Source organism: Pikeienuella piscinae (assembly GCF_011044155.1).
Taxonomy (GTDB): domain Bacteria; phylum Pseudomonadota; class Alphaproteobacteria; order Rhodobacterales; family Rhodobacteraceae; genus Pikeienuella; species Pikeienuella piscinae.
The window spans coordinates 572,669-594,152 of sequence record NZ_CP049056.1; the positions used below are offsets into that span (position 1 = coordinate 572,669).

General features: G+C 62.6%; 24 protein-coding genes. 12 read left to right on the plus strand and 12 right to left on the minus strand.

Translation table 11 applies throughout. The annotated features are described in order from the left end of the window. Positions 1 to 2: 2 nt before the first annotated feature. The 5 genes from G5B40_RS02660 to G5B40_RS02680 all read left to right on the plus strand — a co-directional run bounded on the left by G5B40_RS02660 (position 3) and on the right by G5B40_RS02680 (position 5,358). Entirely contained in the window at positions 3 to 482 is a 480-nt protein-coding gene (locus G5B40_RS02660; protein WP_165094652.1) for a PaaI family thioesterase, read from the plus strand. A 366-nt stretch (positions 483 to 848) separates the two neighbouring features. Further along, positions 849 to 1,865, plus strand: coding sequence for an amino acid ABC transporter substrate-binding protein (locus tag G5B40_RS02665; RefSeq protein ID WP_165094655.1), 1,017 nt, complete (start codon positions 849 to 851; stop codon positions 1,863 to 1,865). Between the two features lie 100 nt (positions 1,866 to 1,965). Beyond that, positions 1,966 to 3,201, plus strand: a complete 1,236-nt coding sequence (locus tag G5B40_RS02670; RefSeq protein WP_165094658.1) for an amino acid ABC transporter permease — start codon at positions 1,966 to 1,968, stop codon at positions 3,199 to 3,201. 1 nt (position 3,202) lies between these two features. Beyond that, positions 3,203 to 4,546, plus strand: a complete 1,344-nt coding sequence (locus tag G5B40_RS02675; protein WP_165094661.1) for an amino acid ABC transporter permease — start codon at positions 3,203 to 3,205, stop codon at positions 4,544 to 4,546. A gap of 11 nt (positions 4,547 to 4,557) precedes the next feature. After that, complete coding sequence (locus G5B40_RS02680; RefSeq protein WP_165094664.1) at positions 4,558 to 5,358, plus strand: amino acid ABC transporter ATP-binding protein; 801 nt, start codon at positions 4,558 to 4,560, stop codon at positions 5,356 to 5,358. A 68-nt stretch (positions 5,359 to 5,426) separates the two neighbouring features. Here G5B40_RS02680 and G5B40_RS02685 read toward each other — a convergent pair whose 3' ends face one another. Further along, positions 5,427 to 5,786, minus strand: a complete 360-nt coding sequence (locus G5B40_RS02685; RefSeq protein WP_165094666.1) for a hypothetical protein — start codon at positions 5,784 to 5,786, stop codon at positions 5,427 to 5,429. Positions 5,787 to 6,441: 655 nt separating this feature from the next. Here G5B40_RS02685 and G5B40_RS21500 point away from each other — a divergent pair. Continuing rightward, positions 6,442 to 6,729, plus strand: a complete 288-nt coding sequence (locus G5B40_RS21500) for a DUF3892 domain-containing protein (RefSeq protein ID WP_165094668.1) — start codon at positions 6,442 to 6,444, stop codon at positions 6,727 to 6,729. Here G5B40_RS21500 and G5B40_RS02695 read toward each other — a convergent pair. The 4 genes from G5B40_RS02695 to G5B40_RS02710 all read right to left on the minus strand — a co-directional run bounded on the left by G5B40_RS02695 (position 6,662) and on the right by G5B40_RS02710 (position 8,841). Then, a complete protein-coding gene (locus G5B40_RS02695; protein WP_165093504.1) occupies positions 6,662 to 6,871 on the minus strand; it encodes a hypothetical protein in 210 nt (69 codons plus the stop codon). The two genes, G5B40_RS21500 and G5B40_RS02695, sit on opposite strands and share 68 nt — an antisense overlap. After that, the gene (locus G5B40_RS02700) at positions 6,868 to 7,014 is read right to left on the minus strand and encodes a hypothetical protein (RefSeq protein WP_165094671.1); all 147 of its coding nucleotides are present in this window, start codon (positions 7,012 to 7,014) and stop codon (positions 6,868 to 6,870) included. The genes G5B40_RS02695 and G5B40_RS02700 overlap by 4 nt, the downstream gene beginning before the upstream one ends. Positions 7,015 to 7,266: 252 nt before the next feature. Next, positions 7,267 to 7,836, minus strand: a complete 570-nt coding sequence (locus G5B40_RS02705) for a Panacea domain-containing protein (protein ID WP_165094673.1) — start codon at positions 7,834 to 7,836, stop codon at positions 7,267 to 7,269. Positions 7,837 to 7,902: 66 nt separating this feature from the next. Beyond that, positions 7,903 to 8,841, minus strand: coding sequence for an IS1595 family transposase (locus G5B40_RS02710; RefSeq protein ID WP_165094675.1), 939 nt, complete (start codon positions 8,839 to 8,841; stop codon positions 7,903 to 7,905). A 202-nt stretch (positions 8,842 to 9,043) separates the two neighbouring features. On the opposite strand from G5B40_RS02710, the gene G5B40_RS02715 reads away from it, so the two are divergent. The 4 genes from G5B40_RS02715 to G5B40_RS02730 all read left to right on the plus strand — a co-directional run bounded on the left by G5B40_RS02715 (position 9,044) and on the right by G5B40_RS02730 (position 10,665). Next, a complete protein-coding gene (locus G5B40_RS02715; RefSeq protein ID WP_165094677.1) occupies positions 9,044 to 9,181 on the plus strand; it encodes a hypothetical protein in 138 nt (45 codons plus the stop codon). A gap of 194 nt (positions 9,182 to 9,375) precedes the next feature. Further along, entirely contained in the window at positions 9,376 to 9,534 is a 159-nt protein-coding gene (locus G5B40_RS02720) for a hypothetical protein (protein WP_165094679.1), read from the plus strand. Positions 9,535 to 9,978: 444 nt separating this feature from the next. Then, positions 9,979 to 10,308 carry a hydantoinase/oxoprolinase N-terminal domain-containing protein gene (locus tag G5B40_RS02725; protein ID WP_165094681.1) on the plus strand — a complete coding sequence of 110 codons (330 nt, stop codon included), beginning with the start codon at positions 9,979 to 9,981 and terminating at the stop codon, positions 10,306 to 10,308. 54 nt (positions 10,309 to 10,362) lie between these two features. Then, positions 10,363 to 10,665 carry a hypothetical protein gene (locus G5B40_RS02730; RefSeq protein ID WP_246209685.1) on the plus strand — a complete coding sequence of 101 codons (303 nt, stop codon included), beginning with the start codon at positions 10,363 to 10,365 and terminating at the stop codon, positions 10,663 to 10,665. 61 nt (positions 10,666 to 10,726) lie between these two features. Here G5B40_RS02730 and katG read toward each other — a convergent pair whose 3' ends face one another. After that, positions 10,727 to 12,919: a catalase/peroxidase HPI gene (gene katG, locus G5B40_RS02735; protein WP_165094683.1), complete on the minus strand. Its 2,193-nt coding sequence runs from the start codon at positions 12,917 to 12,919 to the stop codon at positions 10,727 to 10,729. A 341-nt stretch (positions 12,920 to 13,260) separates the two neighbouring features. Between katG and G5B40_RS02740 the strand changes: the two genes are divergently transcribed. Beyond that, positions 13,261 to 14,190: a LysR substrate-binding domain-containing protein gene (locus G5B40_RS02740; RefSeq protein WP_165094685.1), complete on the plus strand. Its 930-nt coding sequence runs from the start codon at positions 13,261 to 13,263 to the stop codon at positions 14,188 to 14,190. Between the two features lie 30 nt (positions 14,191 to 14,220). On the opposite strand, the gene G5B40_RS02745 is transcribed toward G5B40_RS02740, so the two are convergent. Beyond that, positions 14,221 to 15,090 (minus strand): AraC family transcriptional regulator, encoded by an 870-nt coding sequence (locus G5B40_RS02745; RefSeq protein WP_165094687.1) that lies wholly within the window; start codon positions 15,088 to 15,090, stop codon positions 14,221 to 14,223. 96 nt (positions 15,091 to 15,186) lie between these two features. On the opposite strand from G5B40_RS02745, the gene G5B40_RS02750 reads away from it, so the two are divergent. Further along, positions 15,187 to 16,395, plus strand: a complete 1,209-nt coding sequence (locus G5B40_RS02750; RefSeq protein ID WP_165094689.1) for an MFS transporter — start codon at positions 15,187 to 15,189, stop codon at positions 16,393 to 16,395. A gap of 22 nt (positions 16,396 to 16,417) precedes the next feature. On the opposite strand, the gene G5B40_RS02755 is transcribed toward G5B40_RS02750, so the two are convergent. Genes G5B40_RS02755 through G5B40_RS02775 form a run of 5 tightly spaced genes read right to left on the minus strand, consistent with a single transcriptional unit; the run spans position 16,418 to position 21,386 of the window. Next, positions 16,418 to 17,701 (minus strand): TRAP transporter large permease, encoded by a 1,284-nt coding sequence (locus G5B40_RS02755; RefSeq protein WP_165094691.1) that lies wholly within the window; start codon positions 17,699 to 17,701, stop codon positions 16,418 to 16,420. Continuing rightward, positions 17,698 to 18,228: a TRAP transporter small permease gene (locus tag G5B40_RS02760; protein WP_165094693.1), complete on the minus strand. Its 531-nt coding sequence runs from the start codon at positions 18,226 to 18,228 to the stop codon at positions 17,698 to 17,700. The genes G5B40_RS02755 and G5B40_RS02760 overlap by 4 nt, the downstream gene beginning before the upstream one ends. An 11-nt stretch (positions 18,229 to 18,239) precedes the next feature. Further along, positions 18,240 to 19,220 carry a TRAP transporter substrate-binding protein DctP gene (gene dctP, locus G5B40_RS02765; RefSeq protein WP_165094695.1) on the minus strand — a complete coding sequence of 327 codons (981 nt, stop codon included), beginning with the start codon at positions 19,218 to 19,220 and terminating at the stop codon, positions 18,240 to 18,242. A 40-nt stretch (positions 19,221 to 19,260) separates the two neighbouring features. Then, positions 19,261 to 20,199, minus strand: a complete 939-nt coding sequence (locus G5B40_RS02770) for a beta/alpha barrel domain-containing protein (RefSeq protein WP_165094697.1) — start codon at positions 20,197 to 20,199, stop codon at positions 19,261 to 19,263. Then, positions 20,196 to 21,386 (minus strand): CaiB/BaiF CoA transferase family protein, encoded by a 1,191-nt coding sequence (locus G5B40_RS02775; RefSeq protein ID WP_165094699.1) that lies wholly within the window; start codon positions 21,384 to 21,386, stop codon positions 20,196 to 20,198. Before G5B40_RS02775 ends, G5B40_RS02770 begins: the two co-directional genes overlap by 4 nt. Positions 21,387 to 21,484 lie beyond the last annotated feature (98 nt).

A 21,484-nucleotide genomic window follows, 5' to 3' on the forward strand; every position in this document is an offset into this window, starting at 1 on the left:
CCATGAGACTTGATGCGAACTCCCTGGAGGACCTCCCGGATCGCGCGACGATCGGCGCGATGTCCGGGCTCGAATTCATCCGCGCGATCAGCGAGGGGCGACTCCCCCGAGCGCCAATCGCCAAAACTCTCGATTTCGACATGGTGGAAGTGGAGCCCGGCCGCGTGGTCTTCGCCGGCGAAGCGAAATTCGAAGCCTATAATCCCATTGGTTCGGTCCATGGCGGCTGGTTTGGAACGCTGCTCGACAGTTGCATGGCCTGCGCGGTGCATACCATGTTGCCGGCGGGTCGCAGCTACACGACGCTCGAATACAAGATCAACATCCTGCGGGCCGCGACGACGGGCAGCGGACTGATCCGCGCCGAAGGGCGCGCCGTGCACGTCGGCCGGCGTACGGCGACGGCGGAAGGACGAATGATCGACGCGAACGGCAAACTCTTCGCCACCGGAACAACGACCTGCATCGTGTTGGAGATCTAGCGCCGACGGCGCCCCGAACGCCGGATGCGGGTCGTGCGCGCGAATCTGCTCACAAACCGCGCGCCCGAAGATTCGCTTCGCCGTTGCGACTCGCGCATCGGCGGAACGGCTTCGTTTCGACGCAACCCAGCATCATCATGGCGCCGCTATGATCATTCGCGGTTGTGCAAAAAAAATCTTCAAATCGACCGCCGGACCACGGTTCCGCCCGGCCCCCAGACCCCCACGGCCTTGACGGCGCGCGCCGGGGGTGCATCACTTGGCGTGATCAGTCTGATCAGCGTTCGCCCTCAAGAGGGGCTGCGCCGGGTGGACTGACTTGAACCGCCTTGTCGAAGAGGCGACCCACAGGGAAGAGGTTTAGATATGAGAACCACCTATGCTATCGGCGCGATCACGATTGCGGGATTCGCCGCCGGAGTCGCTTCTGCGGCGACGCTCGACGATGTGAAATCGGCGGGCGAGCTGAAATGCGGCGTTTCAACGGGTCTCGCCGGCTTCTCTTCGCCGGACGCGGACGGCAAGTGGCAAGGCTTCGATGTCGAGTTCTGCCGCGCAGTCGCCGCCGCCGTTCTTGGCGACCCCGACAAGGTGAAATTCGTCCCCACGACCGGCAAGACCCGCTTCACCGCGCTGGCCTCCGGCGAAGTCGACGTGCTGGCGCGCAACACGACCTGGACCTTCAGCCGGGACACCGATCTCGGTTTTGAGTTCGTCGGTGTGAACTACTATGACGGGCAGGGGTTTATGGTGCCTGCGTCGCTCGGCGTCACGTCCGCCAAGGAGCTTTCGGGCGCGACGGTCTGCATCCAGACCGGCACGACAACGGAGTTGAACCTCGCGGACTATTTCCGCGCCAACGGCATGGAGTATGAGCCGGTTCCGATCGAGACCAACGCCGAGGCGCAGCAGAAATACCTCTCCGAGGCTTGCGACGCCTACACCACTGACCGTTCGGGCCTCGCCGCGACCCGCGCGACCTTCGAGACTCCGTCGGATCATGTCCTGCTGCCCGAGATCATCTCGAAGGAGCCGCTCGGCCCGCTGGTCCGTCACGGCGACAACGAATGGGGCGATATCGTCCGCTGGACGCTCAACGCGCTGATCAGCGCCGAGGAACTGGGCGTCACCAAGGCCAACGCCGAGGAAATGGCGGCCTCGTCCGAGAACCCGGAGATCCGTCGCCTGCTGGGCGTCGAGGGCGATCTCGGCGCGATGATCGGGCTTGATCCGAAATGGGCGCTCTGGGCGATTCAGGCCAATGGCAACTACGGTGAACTGTTCAACAAGAACATCGGCCCCGACTCGCCGATCGGGCTGGACCGCGGTTTGAACGCGCTCTGGACCGATGGCGGCATCCTTTACTCGCCGCCGTTCCGTTGATCGACGCAGGGTTGTGACTGGCGAGGGCGCGCTTCCGGACCGGGGAGCGCGCCCTTGTCGAATATAACAAGAAACGCACATCGACCTGCAGGGGGTCTTCATGACTGTTTCCGCGACCGCGCGGCCTGAGCACGGCTTTCGTCTAAGTCAGCTCATTTACGACACGCGCTACCGGTCGACGACGATCCAGGTGGTGGCGATGTTCGCCTTCATGCTCGCCGTTGGCTGGGTGGTGAACAACGCCATCCAGAATCTCGAGGCGCTGGGCAAGAGTTTTAGCTTCAGCTTTCTTTTCTCCACCTCCGGCTACGACGTGAACCAGCGGCTGCTGGAGTACTCCTCGCAATCGACCCATGGCCGGGCCGCGATCCTCGGCATCCTGAATACGCTTGTTCTTGCGTTGGTCGGATGCATCACCGCGACGATTCTCGGTGTTCTCGCAGGCGTGGCGCGGCTCTCAAAGAACTGGATCGTCGCGCGGCTGATGACGGTCTATGTCGAAGGCTTCCGCAATGTGCCGGTTCTCCTCTGGATCATTGTCATCACGGCGATGGTGAACGAGAGCATGCCCAGCCCGCGCGACTATCGCGGCGTGGAAACCGGCGCGTTCGTCTTCACCAACCGGGGTTTCTATTTTCCCGAAGCGCTTTTCAGCCATGGGTTGGGCGATTTGGATCTCGGGCTCTTCAAGGTCTCGCTCGACCTCATGGCGATTATCGCGGTTCTGGCGGCTGGGATCTATGCGGCTAAACGGATCGGAAGAGCCGCCGACGTCAAGCAGGCGGAAACCGGTGTCCGGCCGCGCGTGTTCTGGTACCGCGTCGCGGCCATCTTTCTGCCGACGATCGCGCTTCTTCTGTTCCTTGGCTTTCATATTGGCTATCCGGAACTCGCCGGCTTCAACTTCAAGGGCGGCACGTTCCTGCGCGACAGCTTCATCGGCCTATGGCTCGCGCTTTCACTTTATACAGGCGCCTTCATCGCAGAGAATGTCCGCGCCGGCATTCAGGCGGTCTCGAAGGGCCAGACAGAGGCGGCCTACGCCCTTGGCCTTCGGCCGTCGCGCACGATGAAGTTGGTGATCCTGCCTCAGGCGATGCGGGTAATCGTGCCGCCGCTGATCTCGCAATATCTGAACCTCACGAAGAACACCTCGCTCGCCATTGCGGTCGGCTACATGGATGCGACCGGTACGCTTGGCGGCATCACGCTGAACCAGACCGGACGCGAGATGGAGACGTTGTTGCTGCTGATGGGGTTCTACCTCATCATCTCGCTCTCCATCAGCTTCGTGATGAACGTCTACAACGAACGCATGAAACTGAGGGAGCGGTGAGATGAGCGAGACGCACGCCGAAACCGCATTCGCCCGCAAGGCGCCGGTCGCCTTTGTCGCCGAGGGAGAGATCCCCGCATCGCCACCGCCAATGAACGCCGTTGGTCCGGTGAAGTGGATCAGGGACAATCTCTTTCCGGGCCCGGTCAACGCGATCCTGACCATTCTCTCGCTCATCTTCATCGTCTTCGTCGCCTATGAGATACTGCCCTGGCTGATCGACAGTTCGTGGTCGCCGGCGGAGATGTCGCTCGCCGGATGCCGGGCGGAGGCGTCGGGCGCCTGTTTCGCGGTCATCAATGAACGCTTTCCGCAGTTCTTCTTCGGCTTCTATCCGCAGGATCTGTACTGGCGGCCCAGCCTCGCCTTCGGATTCCTGCTGCTGGCGCTCTGGCCGGTCCTGTTCGAGTCCGCGCCGCGCAAGTTGCTGTTTTTCAGTGCGATCTATCCGGTTCTCGGCTATTGGCTGATCTGGGGCGGCACGATCTGGGGGCCGCTCGCCGTGCTTGCGGCGCCGGTGGTCGGTTGGCTGATCTACACCCGTCTCGGCGGGCTGTGCGAGCGGCTCGTCGGCGAGGCGTTCGGCCCGTTGATGACACTGATCGCCGCGGTTCTCGCGGTGATCGTCTGGGGCCTCTTTCTCGTCATCCCGATTGACGAGGCCCTTTCCGCCATCGCCCCGATCGCGCTCCAGCATGTGCCGAGCGCGAAACTCGGCGGCTTTCTTCTCTCGCTGATTATCGGTGTCGTCGGAATCGCCGCCTCATTACCTTTCGGCATCGCGCTGGCTCTCGGGCGGCAGTCGAACCTCTTCATCGTGAAGGCGCTCTCCGTCGGCTTCATCGAGGCGATGCGCGGCGTCCCGCTGATCACGCTGCTCTTCGTGGCCTCGACACTGCTGAACTACTTCCTGCCGCCGGGCACCAATTTCGACCTGATTCTGCGGGTCTGCATCATGGTGACCTTCTTCGCTTCTGCCTATATGGCCGAAGTGATCCGTGGCGGCATCGCGGCGCTGCCGAAAGGGCAGTACGAGGCCGCCGACGCGATGGGCCTGACCTATTGGCAGTCCATGCGGCTGATCATCCTGCCGCAGGCGTTGAAGATCTCCATCCCGAATATCGTCTCGACCTTCATCGGCCTCTTCAAAGACACGACGCTGGTCATCGTGATTGGCCTCCTTGACCCGCTTGGCCTTTCGTCTGCGATCCGGGCCGACGCCAACTGGAACGGCGTCGTCTGGGAACTCTACGGTTTCATCGCCCTCTTCTTCTTCATCTTCTGCTTCGGCATGTCGCGATATTCGCAATATCTGGAGCGGAAACTCCGCACCGACCACCGTTAGGGAAACTGATCATGGCCGAAGCAAACGAATTGATGGTCGAGCGTGAGATCGACCGCAGCAAGATGCAGGTCTCCGACGAGGTCGCCATCGAAATCAACGGGATGAACAAGTGGTATGGCGATTTCCATGTGCTCCGCGATATCAACCTCACCGTCCACCGGGGCGAGCGGATCGTCGTCTGCGGGCCCTCGGGCTCAGGGAAATCGACGCTGATCCGCTGCATCAACCGGCTTGAGGAACATCAGAAGGGCGACATCATCGTCGACGGGACCGAGCTGAACTCGGACCTGAAGAACCTGGACAAGGTGCGCGCCGAGGTCGGCATGTGCTTCCAGCATTTCAACCTTTTCCCGCATCTGACGATTCTGGAGAACTGCACGCTGGCGCCGATCTGGGTCCGCAAGACGCCGAAAAAGGAAGCGGATGAAACCGCGATGCATTTCCTCGAGAAGGTGAAAATTCCGGAGCAGGCGTCGAAATACCCCGGCCAGCTTTCCGGCGGTCAGCAGCAGCGCGTCGCCATCGCCCGTTCGCTCTGCATGAAGCCACGGATCATGCTTTTCGACGAGCCGACATCGGCGCTCGACCCGGAGATGATCAAGGAAGTGCTCGACACGATGATCGAACTTGCTGAGGAGGGCATGACGATGATCTGCGTCACCCACGAGATGGGTTTCGCGCGTCAGGTGGCGAACCGCGTGATCTTCATGGACGCCGGGCAGATCGTCGAGCAGAACGAACCAGAGGAATTCTTCAACAATCCCCAGAGCCCGCGAACCAAGCTCTTCCTCAGCCAGATTCTCGGACACTGAACCGCAGCATTGAAAGAACGTGCGCTGCCGCTTGCGCGCCGACTACGAATTTCCTGGTCGGCGCGCTTTCAGGGACGCATGTCTGAGTTGAACGTAGGCGATCTCTTGCGAATGAGAGCGAGACGATATCCGCGACGTTGCGTCTCGACCGGACTGCGGCTTCGCGACTCGATCAGCTTCTCGTAACGCGTCGCCTCGACTCCGAGCTTCGCGAACTGTGATTTCAGGTATTGCGCGACAAGCTTCCCGCGCGCCGGATGGACTGTCGGTATGTCCAGCCGCATCGGGAAACGCACGCCATTCGCTTCCGGCTCGTATCCGGCCTCCGAAAGCAGCGCCCCGGCCTTGTCCATATCGACATCGTAGCGCACGAACGCGTCGGAATCGTAGAACGGGCTCGACGAATACAGCGTGCCGTCGAGCCGCATCGAGAGGCCGCGATGTCGCGCCTTGGTGATGAGTCCTTGTCGGTGACGTAGGCGCTGGCCTTTCGCACCCCGATATCGCTGAATGGCGGTTTGCGAAGGTTGAACTCAAGATAGTTGGTCGGACCGATCGCAGCGAACCCATCCATCGTTACGGTCAGGTCGTCGGCGCGCTTCAGCCGCCGGATCTTCTGGGAGTTCATTCCGCTGAACGGCAGATAGTCTATCTCACTCGACTCGATCGAGATCAACGGCACTTGCTTAGAGATATTTTTGAACAGGTAGATGGTGAGTTTCTCCAATAGATGACATGAACCCTGTCGCGCGATCCGAAGAACGCCACGCGTCCCGGCGTTCTCTCGCAGGGCGTTTACGGCGCCAAGACAGCCGTTCCAAAGATCCTCGAACTGCCGCGCAAGGAAGAACTGCGGGCGCCGTTATTCCGCCCGGCTGGACGGTGGAGAATTACCGCAGCCGAATGGCGGCCATCGCCGCCATGCGCCATTAGGCCGGTTATCACGGCTATCTTCACGAATGGATCGATCCCGAATTTCCTGAGAAGGAGCGCGAGACGCTAGAAAAGGCGTTTATATACATTGCAAACGCCCTCCGATTCGGGTGATGCTTTCTCACCTTTTCATCAGGTGGGAGATTTCAGATGACCAACCGAGTTACCTGCATCAATAAGACCGACCGCTATAACCCTTGGGAACGGATTGACCGGTTAGGCGGCACAAAGGATAGCGATGGAAGCCGATGGGGCTGCACCCAGCAAGAATGCGTCGCCTACATCGAGAAAGGTTACGAGTTCTACGTCGATACCAACGGCCACAGGGAGTATCTCGTTGTCGGCAAAAGCTCGCAAGGCAACAAGTATGTCAAAACTGAGGCGGATCAGGATACCCAAGACAATCTTCTGAGCCTTCCTGAATGCCCACGATCATAGCCATGGGCGAGGCGAAGCCGTTCGGATCAGCCGCCCACGCCAGCGCCTGCTGAGCGGCATAGAGCCGGTCATAGTCATTCCGCTGCGGGTTTTCCCGAAGCGCCGATGAGACGCGATCCAGTTCGCGGGCGATGAAGCTCATTCGTCCTTCTCCTTCTCGGGCTTATCTGGCGCGATCTTACGCAGCGCCTCTTTCAGCTTCGCTTCGTCCAGGTCCACGCCTAGCTCGCGGGCGGTTTCCTCGAAGCGTTCGGATTGGTCAGTAGTTGTCGAATTCTTCGACATGGATGATCTCCACATTTTTCTGATCGTCTATGGCGAACAGCCAAAGCAATCCGGGGCAATCACCAACCGGCTTTGTAACCGCGTATCTTGCGGAATGAGACCAATCGGTTTCTATCGTATCGAACCCGTAGGGATTCCGATTCAGGCCATCCCAAACGGGATCGAGTGCCGCATCTAGTCTCTGAAACCCCCCAAGCCTGCTAGCCGCTAACTCACACTCACGTGAGAAGGCTATCTCACGTCGCGACGCCATTAGCGGCTGATAGCCCCTTGCTCATCAATGATGGATTTCAACCGCGAGATTTGCGCAGGGGTGGGCTTAGCGTCGTCCAATAGGGCGCTCTCGTAAGGCATGAGGTCGCCGTCATGGCGGCTGCGCCACGCCGCTCCATGGGAATCATCGCTCGTCTCACGACCTGTTTTTTCCCAATAATAATTTATGGAATCATCGACATAGCGTAAATCGTCAACATCGAACTTGGACAAATCCGGATCACGCTTAGCGATGGGGCGAAACTCCCGAACGCCTTCTCCGAAGTCAGTGGTCTCCTCGTCGATAAAGCCAGCAAGCTTCATCTCGCGATAAAGCGGCAGCATCTCCTTTGGGGCGGGTCCGTGTTCCAGACGTTGGTATTCGCGCCCCGTAACGGGAACTCCACGATCCGCATAAGAGACGAAATCAGCGCGCCAGAGAATTTTGTTTAGCTTCGTCCTGCCAAACGCCGCTGCTGTCGTGTTCTTTTGCGCGACATAGAGGATCATCTGCCTGAGACGGTCCTGACCGCCAGACAACGGAATGTGACGCGTTTGCTTGCGTGTCATTGTCCGTCCTCCCATTCTACGCTGCACCAGACTAGCATACTCAGCCCTTCAAGGCGCGCTTCTCTTTCACGACTCTGTAGGTTGCTTGTATGTAAGCCGCTTCCCTTTCGCACCCATCAACGCGACCTTCGCGCGGTCGCCATCGTCCACCCCAAGCGCGATACGATTGTTATACCGAAACTCGAACTCAGCGACGTAGCGATGCAGGTGCTTCTTGCCGCAGTGCTGATAGACACCCTTCATGCCGCGCTTGAAGATCGAGAAGTAGCCTTCAATCGTGTTTGTGTGGACCTCGCCCCGGCCGTATTCGCCAGCGCCGTGGCTCACGTAGTCATGGCTCGCGTAGTCTGACGCCATCGCCTTGTAGTGCGACGCCTCGTCGGTCATCAGTTGCGCCTCAGCGGCGATGTTTTCGCGCAGGATCGGCGCGAGCGTCTTCACCTTGAGATCGTCCACCACCATGGAACGGGCGCGGCCCGTGGCGCGGTCAACAAGGCTCAGAACCTTGTGCTTGTGCGCGTAGCCCCGGCCCTTCTTCGTGTGCTTCGGCTTCACCGTGCGGTCGTTGCCGATGAAGGTCTCGTCAACCTCCACCACGCCGCCGCCAGCGCCGAACGGGGCCAGATCGCCGGAACGCATCGCCTCGCGGATACGGTGCTCCATGAACCACGCCGTCTTGTAGGTAACGCCGAGGGTGCGATGAAGCTGGTGGGCGCTGATACCCTTCTTGCTCTGCGTCATGAGAACCACGGCCTGCAACCAGATATGCAGCTTGACCTTGGAGGCCTCGAACACCGTGCCGACCTTGACGGTGAACTGGCGCTTGCAATCGCCGCAGCGCCAGAGGCCAACGCGGATGCGTTTCTCGGGATTTGCCTTTACTTTCGTGATCTTATCCACGCCGCCGCAGTGCAGGCAAACCGTCTGTGACCCCCAAAGCACACCCTCAAGGAACTCGTGGGCGGCTTCTTCGTCGTGCAGATATTTGGCGCTCAGGTTCGACATGGCTCGGCTCCTATCCCCTTGAGCCTTATATGGGAATCATCGCCGTGTTTGCAAGGTATATAATCGCCCTAGAAAAGGGGCCCAATTCCCTGGATCGCGCGGTCGACGCCCGCGCTGTCGGCTATCGCTCGCCAGCGGGGGAGATTTCGGCAAACATGTCGGTCTGCTTCAGGAATACGGGCTTCTTTACGGCGACTCGCTCATGGATCAAATCAATCCCTGTCAGCATGCCTTCGCGGACGGTTCGCCCGACCCGATGGAATTGCCATGGCATTGGAGCGTTGACGACGCGCCGATGGCGCTCCTCGCGATCCAGCTTCAGCGCGCGAACATGTTCTGAACATCTGGAAAGCCAGGTTCGCCGAGATCCATCGCTGGGGCGGGCTTTTCAACATTCAATCATCCGCAGGCCATCGGGCGTCCCACCCGCCTCACCATGCTGCGCGAGATGATCGCCTATATCCGAACATTCCCCGATGTCTGGTTCGCGACCGGCGCCGAGGCCGCGAACCACTGCGCGCAACTCGGAACGGAATGGCTGGCGCGGGCGAACGGGCGCTGGAAGAGGCTTCACTCTGGTCCGCCAGCGCTTCAGTTGAGCGCTATCCGCCGCTGGGGACCCATCTCAACGGCGATGTTGCTGTCGCCGGTTGCCGCTTCGCCAGCCTTTCCGCCGCCCTCAATCTCGCCTAGGCAGGCGCCAGAGCCGCCGCGCCCGATACCTTTCCACGCGCTTCACCCCGCCGGCGTCGCGATGGCGGTCCGTGCATATTGTTTGATGGACAGGGTCGGGCTCTGGTGGATGCGAACGAAGAACAGCTATGGATGAAGAGGTCATGCACGTAGGCATAGAAGTCGGCGGAACCTTTCCGGATCTCGTCGCGATCGGGCCGAAGGGCGTCACCATCGCGAATACACCCAGCACGCCGGCGTCGCCGGATATCGGCGCGACAATCGCGCTACGGGAAATCGGCCTTGCGGGTCCCGGGATATTGCGCGCGGCTCCACCATTGGGATCAACGCGGCGCTCGTTCGAAAGGGGGACCGGGCGGCCTTTGTATAGCCATGGGCTTCCGAGACTTTCTTGAGATATAACGTTACACGCGTGAACAGATTTATGATCTGCGCTATCGGAAAGTGGAACCGATTATCGCACGCGGCGACTGCTTCGAGGTCGAGGAACGCGTGCATGCAGATGAAAGGGTACACGCCGCGCCCGATCTGGGGTTGGTGCGCGAGACGCTGGCGCCCAAGCTCCGTCGGGGCGGATATGCAAGCGTCGCGATTGGCCTTCTCGACGCCTATGTGAATCCCGCACACGAGCGGGCGCTCGCCCGGCTTCTCACCAGCGAGGTTCGGGAAATATTCGTCGCGTTCTCATCCGGAATCTTTAGCGAGTTCAGGGAATACGAACGCGCCTCGACGACGGCGCTATCGGCCTATGTGCAACCGGTCGTCGAAAGGTAACGGGATCGCTTCGCAAAGCGCCTGGATGAAGGCGGTTTTCGCGGCGGTTTCAGCATGATGCAGCCGAATGGTAGGCGGGCCTCGGCGCAGGGCATCCGCGAGAACGCCGTGACCGCGATCCTTTCCGACCCCGCCACGGGGGTGATCGGGGCTGCGCAGCAAGTGTCGCTCGTGGAGGTTTTCTGCGGCGAAGAGCGCATTGCTCCGGAGACGAGCCGGAGGTTCGAGTTGTCCGCCGGGCATGTCGTCTTCTTGCGCGCCTCCGGCGGCGCGGATTACGGCGACCCGGCACTGCGCGAGGAAAGCCTGTCATTGCGCGATGGGCGGGGCGGCTTCATCACCGCCCCATCGGGTTAAGTCGTTCGAGAGACCCGGGCGCCGCCTTCGCGGCCGCGCCCGGGGTGTCGTTACGCGCCGATCACTTGAGATCGAAGCGATCGAGTTCCATCACCTTCGTCCATGCCGCCACGAAATCGCGCACGAACTTCCCTTGGGCGTCGTCACAGGCGTAGGCCTCCGCCACCGCCCTCAGCTGAGCATTCGCGCCGAAGACAAGATCGGCGCGGCTGGCGGTCCATTTCAGCTCGCCTGACGCGCGATCACGCCCTTCGAACGCGGTTTGAGCGTCAGAAGTCGCCTTCCACTCGGTCCCCATGTCCAGAACGTTAACGAGGAAATCGTTCGTGAGCGTCCCGGGCCGCGTCGTGAACACGCCGTCCTTCGATCCTCCGGTATTCGCCCCAAGAACCCGCAGACCGGCGACAAGCACGGTCATTTCCGGCGCCGTCAGGGTCAACAATTGCGCCCTGTCGATCAGATACTCCTCTGCGGGCGTTTCCCCGCCGGCCCCGAAGTGATTGCGAAATCCGTCCACTACGGGTTCGAGCGGCTCGAACGCCTCAACGTCGGTCTGTTCGGCCGTGGCGTCGGTGCGGCCCGGCGTGAAGGGAACCGTCACCTCGTCGCCTGCGTCCTTCGCCGCTTTCTCGACCGCGGCGCAACCGCCGAGGACAATCAGGTCCGCGAGCGACACTTTCTTGCCGGCCATCGCCGTATCGTTGAAGGCCGCCTGGATCGTCCCGAGCGTGTCGAGAACGTTCGCCAGCTTGGCGGGCTCGTTGACCTCCCAGTCCTTCTGCGGCGCAAGACGAATACGCGCTCCGTTCGCGCCGCCGCGCTTGTCGGACCCGCGAAATGTCGAAGCCGAAGCCCACGCTGTCGCGACCAGTTCCGAAACCGAGAGACCCGAGGCGAGAATCTTCTGTTTCAGATCAGCAATGTCGGCCTCGTCGATCAACGGATGATCCACCGTGGGGATCGGATCCTGCCAGATCAATTCCTCGTCCGGAACCTCCGGACCGAGATAGCGCGAAACCGGACCGAGATCGCGATGGGTCAGCTTGAACCACGCCCGGGCGAACGCATCCGCAAACTTATCCGGGTTCTCGTAATAATCACGAGAAATCTTCTCATAAACAGGGTCCATCCGCAGCGCGAGATCCGTCGTAAGCATGGCGGGCGCGTGGCGCCTGGACGGATCATGCGCGTCCGGAACCGTTCCTGCGCCAGCCCCGCCCTTCGGCGTCCACTGGTAGGCGCCGGCGGGGCTCTTGGTCAGCTCCCACTCATAGCCGAACAGATGGCCGAAAAAGTCGTTACTCCATTGCGTCGGCTTCGTGGTCCAGGTGACCTCGAGCCCGCTGCCGATCTGGTCCCCCGCGATGCCGCTGCCGTGACTGCTCTTCCAGCCGAGCCCCATTTGCTCCATCGGCGCCGAGTCCGGCTCGGGCCCCACGAGCGCGGCATCGCCGGCGCCGTGCGTCTTGCCAAAGGTGTGCCCCCCGGCGATGAGCGCGACGGTCTCCTCGTCGTTCATCGCCATGCGCAAAAAGGTTTCGCGGATATCGATCGCCGCGGCAAGCGGGTCCGGCTTGCCGTTCGGTCCTTCCGGATTCACGTAGATCAGGCCCATCTGGACCGCGGCGAGGGGGTTCTCGAGCTCTCGCTCGCCGCTGTAGCGCTTGTCGCCGAGCCAGGTGTCCTCTGCGCCCCAATAGACATCCTCTTCAGGCTCCCAGATATCCTCACGCCCGCCGGCGAAACCGAAAGGTTTGAAGCCCATCGACTCCAGAGCGACGTTTCCGGTCAGGATCAGAAGGTCGGCCCAGGAGATCCGGTCGCCGTATTTCTTCTTGATCGGCCAGAGCAACCGGCGCGCTTTGTCGAGATTGACATTGTCGGGCCAGCTGTTGAGCGGCGCAAAGCGTTGCGAGCCCGACGAGGCGCCGCCACGCCCGTCGCCGATGCGATAGGTGCCGGCGCTGTGCCATGCCATCCGAACGAAGAGCGGGCCGTAATGGCCGAAATCGGCCGGCCACCACGGCTGCGTGTCGGTCATCAGCGCGTGGAGATCGGCCTTGATGGCGTCGAGATCCAGCTTTCCGAATTCCTCGGCGTAATTGAACCCCTTGTCCATCGGACTGCATGCTGGCGCATTCTGGTGGAGAATCCGAAGGTTCAACATGTTCGGCCACCAGTCCCGATTGGACTTTGCTTCAGATATCCTCATCACGGGGCATTTGCTGACGTTCGAGAGTTCGCTTCCGTCCATTTTCTATCCGATCGTGGTTTGGTTGATGGGGCTGTTTCTGTGGCGGGTCTCGGTTCGCGCGCAGGGAGCGCGCCTGAGAACTGTCAAATGGAAAGGTGTCAGCAGGCCGAGGCTCTGATTACCGGTGGCGGCCATACTGCCGCGTTTCCGCGCGAACGCCGCTTCCGGGTCGGCGCTGGCGCGCCGGAGCGACCGGGACTGCTCATTTCCGGTGGCGCGAGACATCCATTCACATCGCACATGGGGCATCGCCGACTCCCTGATCCGCTTCAAAGTAGTCTAACGCAAAGCGCTTCATTGGTTTAAGTTGGAATTTGTGATTGTGTCGATAGGGTAGGGTTATGAGGAATCTCACGCTTCGACAACTCCGCTATTTTGACGCGCTCGTCAGGCATCTCCACTTCGGGCGCGCGGCGGAAGCCTGCGCGGTGTCGCAACCCGCGCTCTCCGTACAGATCAGGGAGCTTGAAACGTCACTGGGCGTGGACCTTGTCGAACGAAGCGCGCGGCGGGTCCGCCTTACACGATCCGGCGACCTGCTCGCACGCCGCGTACGCGACATCCTCCGGTCGGTCGATGAACTCGGCGATATCGCGCAGGCCGCGCGAGACGGGTTGGCCGGGCCGCTGCGGATCGGCGTGATCCCGACGATCGCGCCGTATCTGCTGCCCGGAATCATATGCGAGTTGACGCATCTGCATCCCGGTCTCGACATCCGCGTGCGCGAAACGCTGACGCCCAACCTGATCGAGGAGTTGGAGGAGGGCCGGCTGGATGCGGCCATCGTCGCCTTGCCGCTGGCGGAATCAACGCTGACGGAGGTCGAGCTCTTTTCCGAGGAATTCGTTCTCGTCCGGCCGGCCGAGGACGCGGGAAAACCGGCGCCCGATAGCGAAAAGCTACGAGAGATGCGGCTCCTCCTGCTGGAGGAGGGGCACTGTTTCAGGAATCAGGCCCTGTCTTTCTGCAACATGCACTCGACGCCGCGAGAAATGCTGGAAGGCAGTTCCTTGTCCACACTGGTCCAGATGGTCGGCGCAGGAATCGGGGTGACGTTGATCCCGGAAATGGCGATGGCGGTCGAGATCGGGTCGGCCTCCGTATCCATCGCCCGGTTCGAAGACCCGAAACCGTCGCGAAGGATCGGCATGATCTGGCGCAAGACCAGTCCTCTGGCGAGGCAATATCACGAGATATCCGAAATCGTCCGCCGCCAGGCGTCGATCCAGCGCGCGCGCCGTGATCCGGTGGCCCGGCGGCGCTCCGCCTGAGCATGAAATCGCGCGCCCCAGGCGCATGTCTCAAAGCGCCTGCGTCTTGCGCAAGTGAGTGCGCGGCTTCTCTGCACGCACCACGCCGGCGCCGGGCGAGCACCCCTCGGTGACGTGCCGCGAATAGGCGCGGGGGCTGCGGCCGAGCATTCGCCGGAACATCGTGGTGAATGCGGCGGGGCTCTCATAGCCGAGATCGAGCGCCAGCCGGGTGATCGGCTCGCCGTCGATCAGCCGGGGCAATGCGGCGAAGACGCAGGCCTGCTGTCGCCACTGATCGAGCGTGAGGCCGGTTTCCCGCCGGAAATGGCGCGACAGGCTGCGGCGGCTCATGCCGGCCTCGTCGGCCCACTCATCCAGCGGCGCGCGGGCGGAGGGGCCAGCGATATAGCGGCGGCAAAGGCGCATCAGGCGCGCATCCGCCGGCATGGGAAGGACAAGCGGCTGCTCGCTGAGGCGGGATATCTCGACCAGCAGAAGTTCCGTGAGCAACTCGTCGCGCCGGGGCGGGGCGGCGCTGTCCGCGATTTCCATCGCCTCGAACAGCAGCGCCCGCGCGAGCGCGCTCATGCCAAGAACCCGCGGCGCGCGTCCGGCCAGTTGCACGGCGCCGGCGCGCAGATAGACGGAGCGCATCCGCACCGCGCTGAGCATCTCGACCTGATGCTCGCAGCCGGCGGGAATCCAGAGCGCGTATTCCGGCGGCACGATCCAGCGCCCCGCAACCGTCGAGACAAGCACCACGCCCGAAAGCGCATGAAGAAGCTGGTCGCGAACGTGGCGGTGCGGCGGCACTCTCATCCTGTCGGGGTAATCGGAGGCGACGGCGAAGACGGATCCGCGCGCCTCCGCGATCCGGCGCTGGTTCTCGACGTATTGCGGGCCGGGCGTCATCGGCATTGCGGTCCCCGTTTGGCCCGATCTCGAAAGTGATTGACTGAACCACGAAAGATCGACGCGGGCAATTCGGATATCGATCGGCGTGAGGAGAATACGATGACCGACGCCGCCCTGGCTTCAACGCGCAACGCCACCGCAACCGGAGCCACGTTTTCGATTTTGCTGGCGATCAGCATCTGCCATCTGGTGAATGATGTGATGCAGTCGCTACTGGCTGCGATCTATCCGATGCTGAAGGCGGAATTCTCGCTCGACTTCTGGCATATCGGTCTTCTGACGCTTTGCTTTCAATTCACAGCGTCGCTGTTGCAACCTCTGGTTGGCCTTGTCATCGACCGCAAGCCGATGCCGTGGTCGCTGCCGGTGGGGATGGCGGCGACGATGTGCGGGCTCGCCTTGCTGGCGGCGGCGCCGCGCTACGGGTTGTTGATCTGCGGCGCGGCGCTGATCGGTTTCGGCTCGGCGATCTTTCACCCCGAGGCGTCGCGAGTCGCGCGGGCCGCCGCTGGTGGACGCTACGGAATGGCCCAGTCGATCTTTCAGGTTGGCGGCAACATCGGATCGGCGTCCGGGCCATTGCTGGCGGCTTTCATCGTGCTGCCGTTTGGACGCGGCGCCGTCGGGTGGTTCGCGCTGATGGCGCTGACCGGCTTGCTGATCCTGATCTGGGTCAGCCGCTGGCATGCGCGCGAACGCGTGGCCGCAGCCCTGCGCCCGGCGCCCGCGGCCACGTCGGCCCTGCCGCGCAAACGCGTCAGGGTGGCGATCGGCGTGCTCGTGGCGCTGATCTTCTCGAAATACGTCTACATGGCGGCCATGAGCAGTTACTACATGTTCTTCCTGATCGAACGGTTCGACATGGGCACCCAGAGCGCGCAGAAGATGCTCTTTCTGTTTCTCGCCTCCGTCGCTTTCGGCACGATGGTCGGCGGGCCGATCGGCGACCGGATCGGTCGACGCACGGTGATCTGGGTCTCGATCCTCGGCGTTCTTCCGTTCACCATGCTGCTGCCCTATGTCGATTATTTCTGGACCGGTGTGCTCAGCGTCATCATCGGCGCGACGCTAGCCTCGGCGTTTCCGGCGATCATCGTCTATGGACAGGAACTGATGCCGGGGCGCGTCGGCATGGTGGCGGGGCTGTTCTTCGGCGTGGCTTTCGGCATTGGCGGCATCGCGGCGGCGGTATTGGGGCTGCTGGCGGACCAGATCGGCATTGAAACCGTTTTCAGGCTCTGCGCGTTCCTGCCGATCCTGGGCCTGCTGACCGTCCTGTTGCCCAAGCGCGGCGAATTACCCGGGTGAGGGCGTCGAGCAGGCGTCGACCTCACCCGAACCCGGCGCTTCGAGGAAGCCACGTCGCCAGCCCCGGCGCCGCCAGAAGCAACGCCAGACCGCCGACCATCAGGATGACATAGGGCGCAGCGCCGCGCACGACCTCCGACAGCGGCGCATCCGTGATGCCCTTGATGACGAACAGGTTCATCCCGACCGGCGGCGTGATCATCGCGAGTTCGAGGTTGATCATCAGCAGCACCCCGTACCAGACCAGGTCGATGTCCAGCGCGATCATCGTCGGCAACAGGATCGGCGTCGTGATCAGGATGATCGAGATCGACTCGAAGAACATTCCCATGACGAAGATCATCGCCATCACGATGAGGATGAAAGAGAAGGGGCCAAGCCCCATCGCCGCGACCGCCTCCGTCACTCCGTAGGGCAGGCGGATGATCGTGATCGCATGACCGAACATCGCGGCGGCGGCGATGATCATGAATACCATCATCGACGTCCGCATCGACGACCAGGCGCATATCCAGAGATCGCGCAGTCCGAAATTGCGGTAGACCAGCGTCGCCACCAGAAGCGCGTAGAGCGAACCCGCCGCCGCCGCCTCGGTCGCCGTGAATACGCCGAGATAGATTCCGCCCATCACGACCGGCGGCGCCATCACCGCCCAGAAGGAGCGCCGGAAAGCCGTCGCGACCTTCCGCCATCCGGCCCAGTCGGGCGTTTCGGTCAACCGGTTTCGCCGCGCATCGGCCAGGCAATAAATCGAGAAGATCAGCGCCATGAGCAGGCCGGGCGCGATTCCGGCAAGAAAGAGCGCGCCGATCGAGACCTCGGAGACGATCGCATAGAGAATCATCGGCCCCGAAGGCGGGATGAGTATGCCGAGCGTCCCGCCCGCCGCGATGACGCCGAGCGCGCCGCGCTCGGGGTAGCCGAAACGCTTCATCTGCGGGATCGCGCTCGACCCGATGGAAAGCGCCGTGGCGACGGAGGAGCCGGATATGGCGGCGAAGATGGTGCACGAAAGGACGGTCGCAACCCCGAGACCGCCACGGATATGGCCGACCACCGTATGCGCCATGTCATAAAGATCGTCGATCACTTTCGCGCGCATCATCACCTGGGCCATGAAGACGAAAAGCGGGATCGCCATCAGGATCGACTTGTTGAGATGTGCGAAGATCGTGTCGGCGACGGAGCCGATCCCGCCTTCGAAGATCAGCAGGATCGCCGTCGCTGCGAGCCCGAGAGCGGCGAAGATCGGCATTCCGGTGAGCAGGAGGAGGATAAGCCCGCCGAAAACCAGCGTCATCGTCATGGCGCGCGCCGTCCCGTGAACCTCTCCGCCAGTTTCGTCATCGCGGCGAGGCCGAGCAGCGTTGCGCCGGCGATGAGCGGAGTCTGCAGGATCCAAGTCTCCATTACGATGTGACCGGTGGTGTACATCCCGAAGCCGCGCGCGAAGGTGACGGCGTCCCACGCGCTTCGGCCAATTGCGATCGCAAAGGCGAGCACGGAGAGATCGGAGAATACGCCCATTGCGCGCCGCGCTTTGTCCGGCAGACGGGCGGTTACGAGGTCGATGCTGATGTGATCGCCCTGGCGATACGCCTCGGCCGCGCCGAACATGATCGCGGCGACCAGCGCCCATCCGGCCACCTCGTCGGTGAAGCGGATCGGAGCGGAAAATACATAGCGGCGCACGACCGCGGCGACGATCAGACCGAATGCGCCGAGGATCAGCAGCGTGCTGATCGCGCCGCCGAGCCATGTCAGCGGCGCGACGATCCGGCGCGAGAGAAAGGAGGCGGCCGCAGCCGCCTCCCGCTTGTTATGCTGCGCCATTGGAGGTCGGCTTAAAGTTTGCCGACAAGCTCAATGAGCTTTGCGGCCTCCTCACTGTCGCCGAACGCTTCGTCGAAGGCCGGACGCATCACCGCTTCGAGCGCGGCGTTCTCCGCATCCGTCGCGATATGCACCTCGACGCCCTTGGCGCGAAGCTCATCCGGAGCCGCGGCGGCAGCTTCGATCGAGGCCTCTACGGCCCAGACGCCGGCGTCGGCCTTCGCCTTTTCCAGCGCGGCCTTCGCATTGTCGGAAAGCCCGTCATAAAAGGCTGGATTGAGATAGCCGTGGAGATAGGCGGAGAGCACCGGCGTCACCACGAAGTGATCCTGCACCTCGAAGTATTTCCGGCTCACCGCCGCCGCCACATCGGTGATTCCGGCGTCGACCACGCCGGTGGCGAGCGCTTGATAGACTTCGGAGCCTGGCATCGTGACTGTCGTCGCGCCGAGCGCGGCGAGGCCGGCGTCGAAGGAGGGCACCAGTCCCCGGATCTTCACCCCCTTGAAGTCATCGGGGGCGAGCAGAAAATCACCATTCGAGGTAAAAACCGAGGTATTGGTCTGGAACATCCAGACGACGTTCTTCACACCCTTCTCGAGAAGCTTCTCCTCAAGATAGGCCGCAGCCTCCGATTCATGCCAGTGCCGCCAGATGTCGAGATCCGCGAAGGCGTAGGGGGCGATCGTGACGTTCATGATCGGCAGCGTCTTGCCCCACTGGAAGTTCAGCGAGAAGGCGCATTCGATGTCGCCCTTGGCGACGGCCACGATGTTCTCGCGCGCGCCCACGAGGCTGTCGGCGCCGAACACCTGAACGTCGATCTCGCCATCGGAATATTCCTCAACCGCGGCCGCCCAGCGATCCACGACCTTGGCGATGTGATGCGCGGGCGGAAGCTGGTGCGAGCAGCGCATTGTCTCGACCGCGCCGGCGGGCGCGGCCACGACGGCGAGCGCAGATGCCGCCAGCGCGATTTTCAGGGTCTTCATGTGTTTCCTCCTCAGGTTTTCGTTGCGCAGACTAAGACGGTCAAAGCCGCCATTCGGTCAAGGGTGGTCCAGCTTTCGCGAGCGCGCCGTGAAAGCTTTCGCCCGGCATCGCCCCCTCGGCGACAGCGCGCGCGGCTTTCAGCGCGTCGAGATCGACGCCGGTCCTGAAGCCCATCGTCTCGGCGAGAAAGACCAGATCCTCGTAGACGACATTGCCGGAGGCGCCGGGCGCGAAAGGGCAGCCGCCAAGCCCTCCGAGCGAGCCGTCCAGCACGCGGCAGCCGTTGTCCAGCGCTGCTGCGGCGTTGGCGACCCCCATGCCGCGCGTGTCGTGAAGATGGACGACGAGCGGCGTCTCCCCGCAGAGTTTCGTCGCGCGAGCGGTCAGCCCACCGACCTGTTTGGGCCCGGTGAAACCCACCGTGTCGGCGACGCCGACGACATCGGCCCCGGCCTCGATGCATGCATCGATGAGGCGGAGAACTTCGTCTGGATCAACCTCGCCGGCGATCGAACAGCCGAACGCCATGGAGAGGCCCGCGTTGACCAGCGGCCGCCGGGGCGTCGCCTTCGCCAGTGCGGCGGCGCGCCCGACCAGTGCGATCGCATCCGCGCGGGAGCGGCGCATATTCGCCTGACTGTGTTCTTCGGTCGCCGAGACGACGCAGCCGATCTCCGCAACGACCGACGCGACGGCGTTCTCGACGCCGCGCTCGTTGAGCGCCAACGCGGCGGAATGGAGGCCAAGCCGCTCCGTGGTCTCGATCAGGTCGCCGAGATCGGCGAATTGAGGCATCCGGCTGACCGGCAGGAAGGAGCCGAGCTCGAAATGTCGGACCCCGGCCTCCGTCTCCCGCCGCAGCCATTCGATCTTCGCTTCCGTCGACGGAAAGTCCTGAACGAGTTGCAAACCGTCACGTAGACCGACTTCGCGAAGCGTCACCCGGTCGGACGGGTATATTTCCGCAACGCGCTTCACGATGCAGCCTCCTTCGCGCGGCCCGAGGCCGCGGCAATCTCCGTCGGGGACAGGCCGAGGGCCTTCAGGATCGCGTCGGTGTCGGCGCCGGCGCCGGGAACGTCGAGCGCGGCGGGCGCCGGGTTTCCTCCGTCGACCTCGAAGGGCAGAACCGGCGCGCGGAACGTCCCGCCCTCGGGCAGGTTGGACTGGCTCAAACCGCCGGGCCTCAACACGTGCGGGTCGTCATACATCTCCGCCGGCCGGCGGATCGGCGCGAAGGGAATGCCAGCCGCCTCGCACGCCTCGCAAAGTTCGTCAAACCCGCGGGTGCGGACGGTCGCCGCAAAGATCGGCACGGTGCGGTCACGCTGGTTGATCTGATCCATCCGGGATTGCAGTTCCGGATCATCCAGCAACGCGTTGAGCCCGAGAATCCGGCAGAGCACCGCCCATTGCCCTTCGGTGACCGCACCGAGGAAAATCTGCCGACCCTCCTTCGTCTCGAAAATATCGTAGATTGGCCAGGAGAATTCGCGCTCCGGCATCGGCGGCGCCTCTCGGCCTTCGATGTCGAACTGCACCATGTGCTGCGCGACGAGCAGCAGGCAATTCTCGAAAAGCCCAACGCGGAGCGCCCGGCCTTCGCCGGTGTCCCGGCGCTCAAGCAGCGCCGCGAGCACGGCGAAGGCGCCGAAGAGCCCGCCCATGATGTCGTTGGCGGAAGAGCCGATCCGCAGTGGCCGCCCGGTCGGACCGGTCATATGGGCCAAGCCGGTCATCATCTGCACCACCTCGTCCATCGCGGTGCGGTTTTCGTAGGGGCCGTGCAGGAAACCCTTGCACGATGCGACGATCAGCCGGGGATGTTTCGCGCGCAACGCGTCCGGCGCATAACCCATTTTCGTCAGCGACACATCGCGGAAGTTCTCGACGAAAACATCGGCGCCGGTCAGCAGCCTGTCGAGCGCGGCGCGTCCTTCCGGCGCTTTGAGATCGAGCGTGACGGATCGTTTGCCGCGATTGAACGTGGGGAAGAACCCGCGACCCATGCCGGTCAAGGCCCGGGTCTTGTCGCCCTCCGGCGGCTCGATCTTGATCACGTCGGCGCCGAGAAACGCGAGAAACTGACCGCAGGACGGGCCCATGATCATATGCGTCATCTCGATGACGCTGACGCCGTCGAGCGGCCGAAACCCGGTGTCCATCCTGCGTCTCCGTCAACTCCGCGTCTTCATGCGGGTGCGCACCCTAGCGCGGGCCGGGACATCGGAAAATTATAAAGTAAGCAATAGTTCGTTCTGAT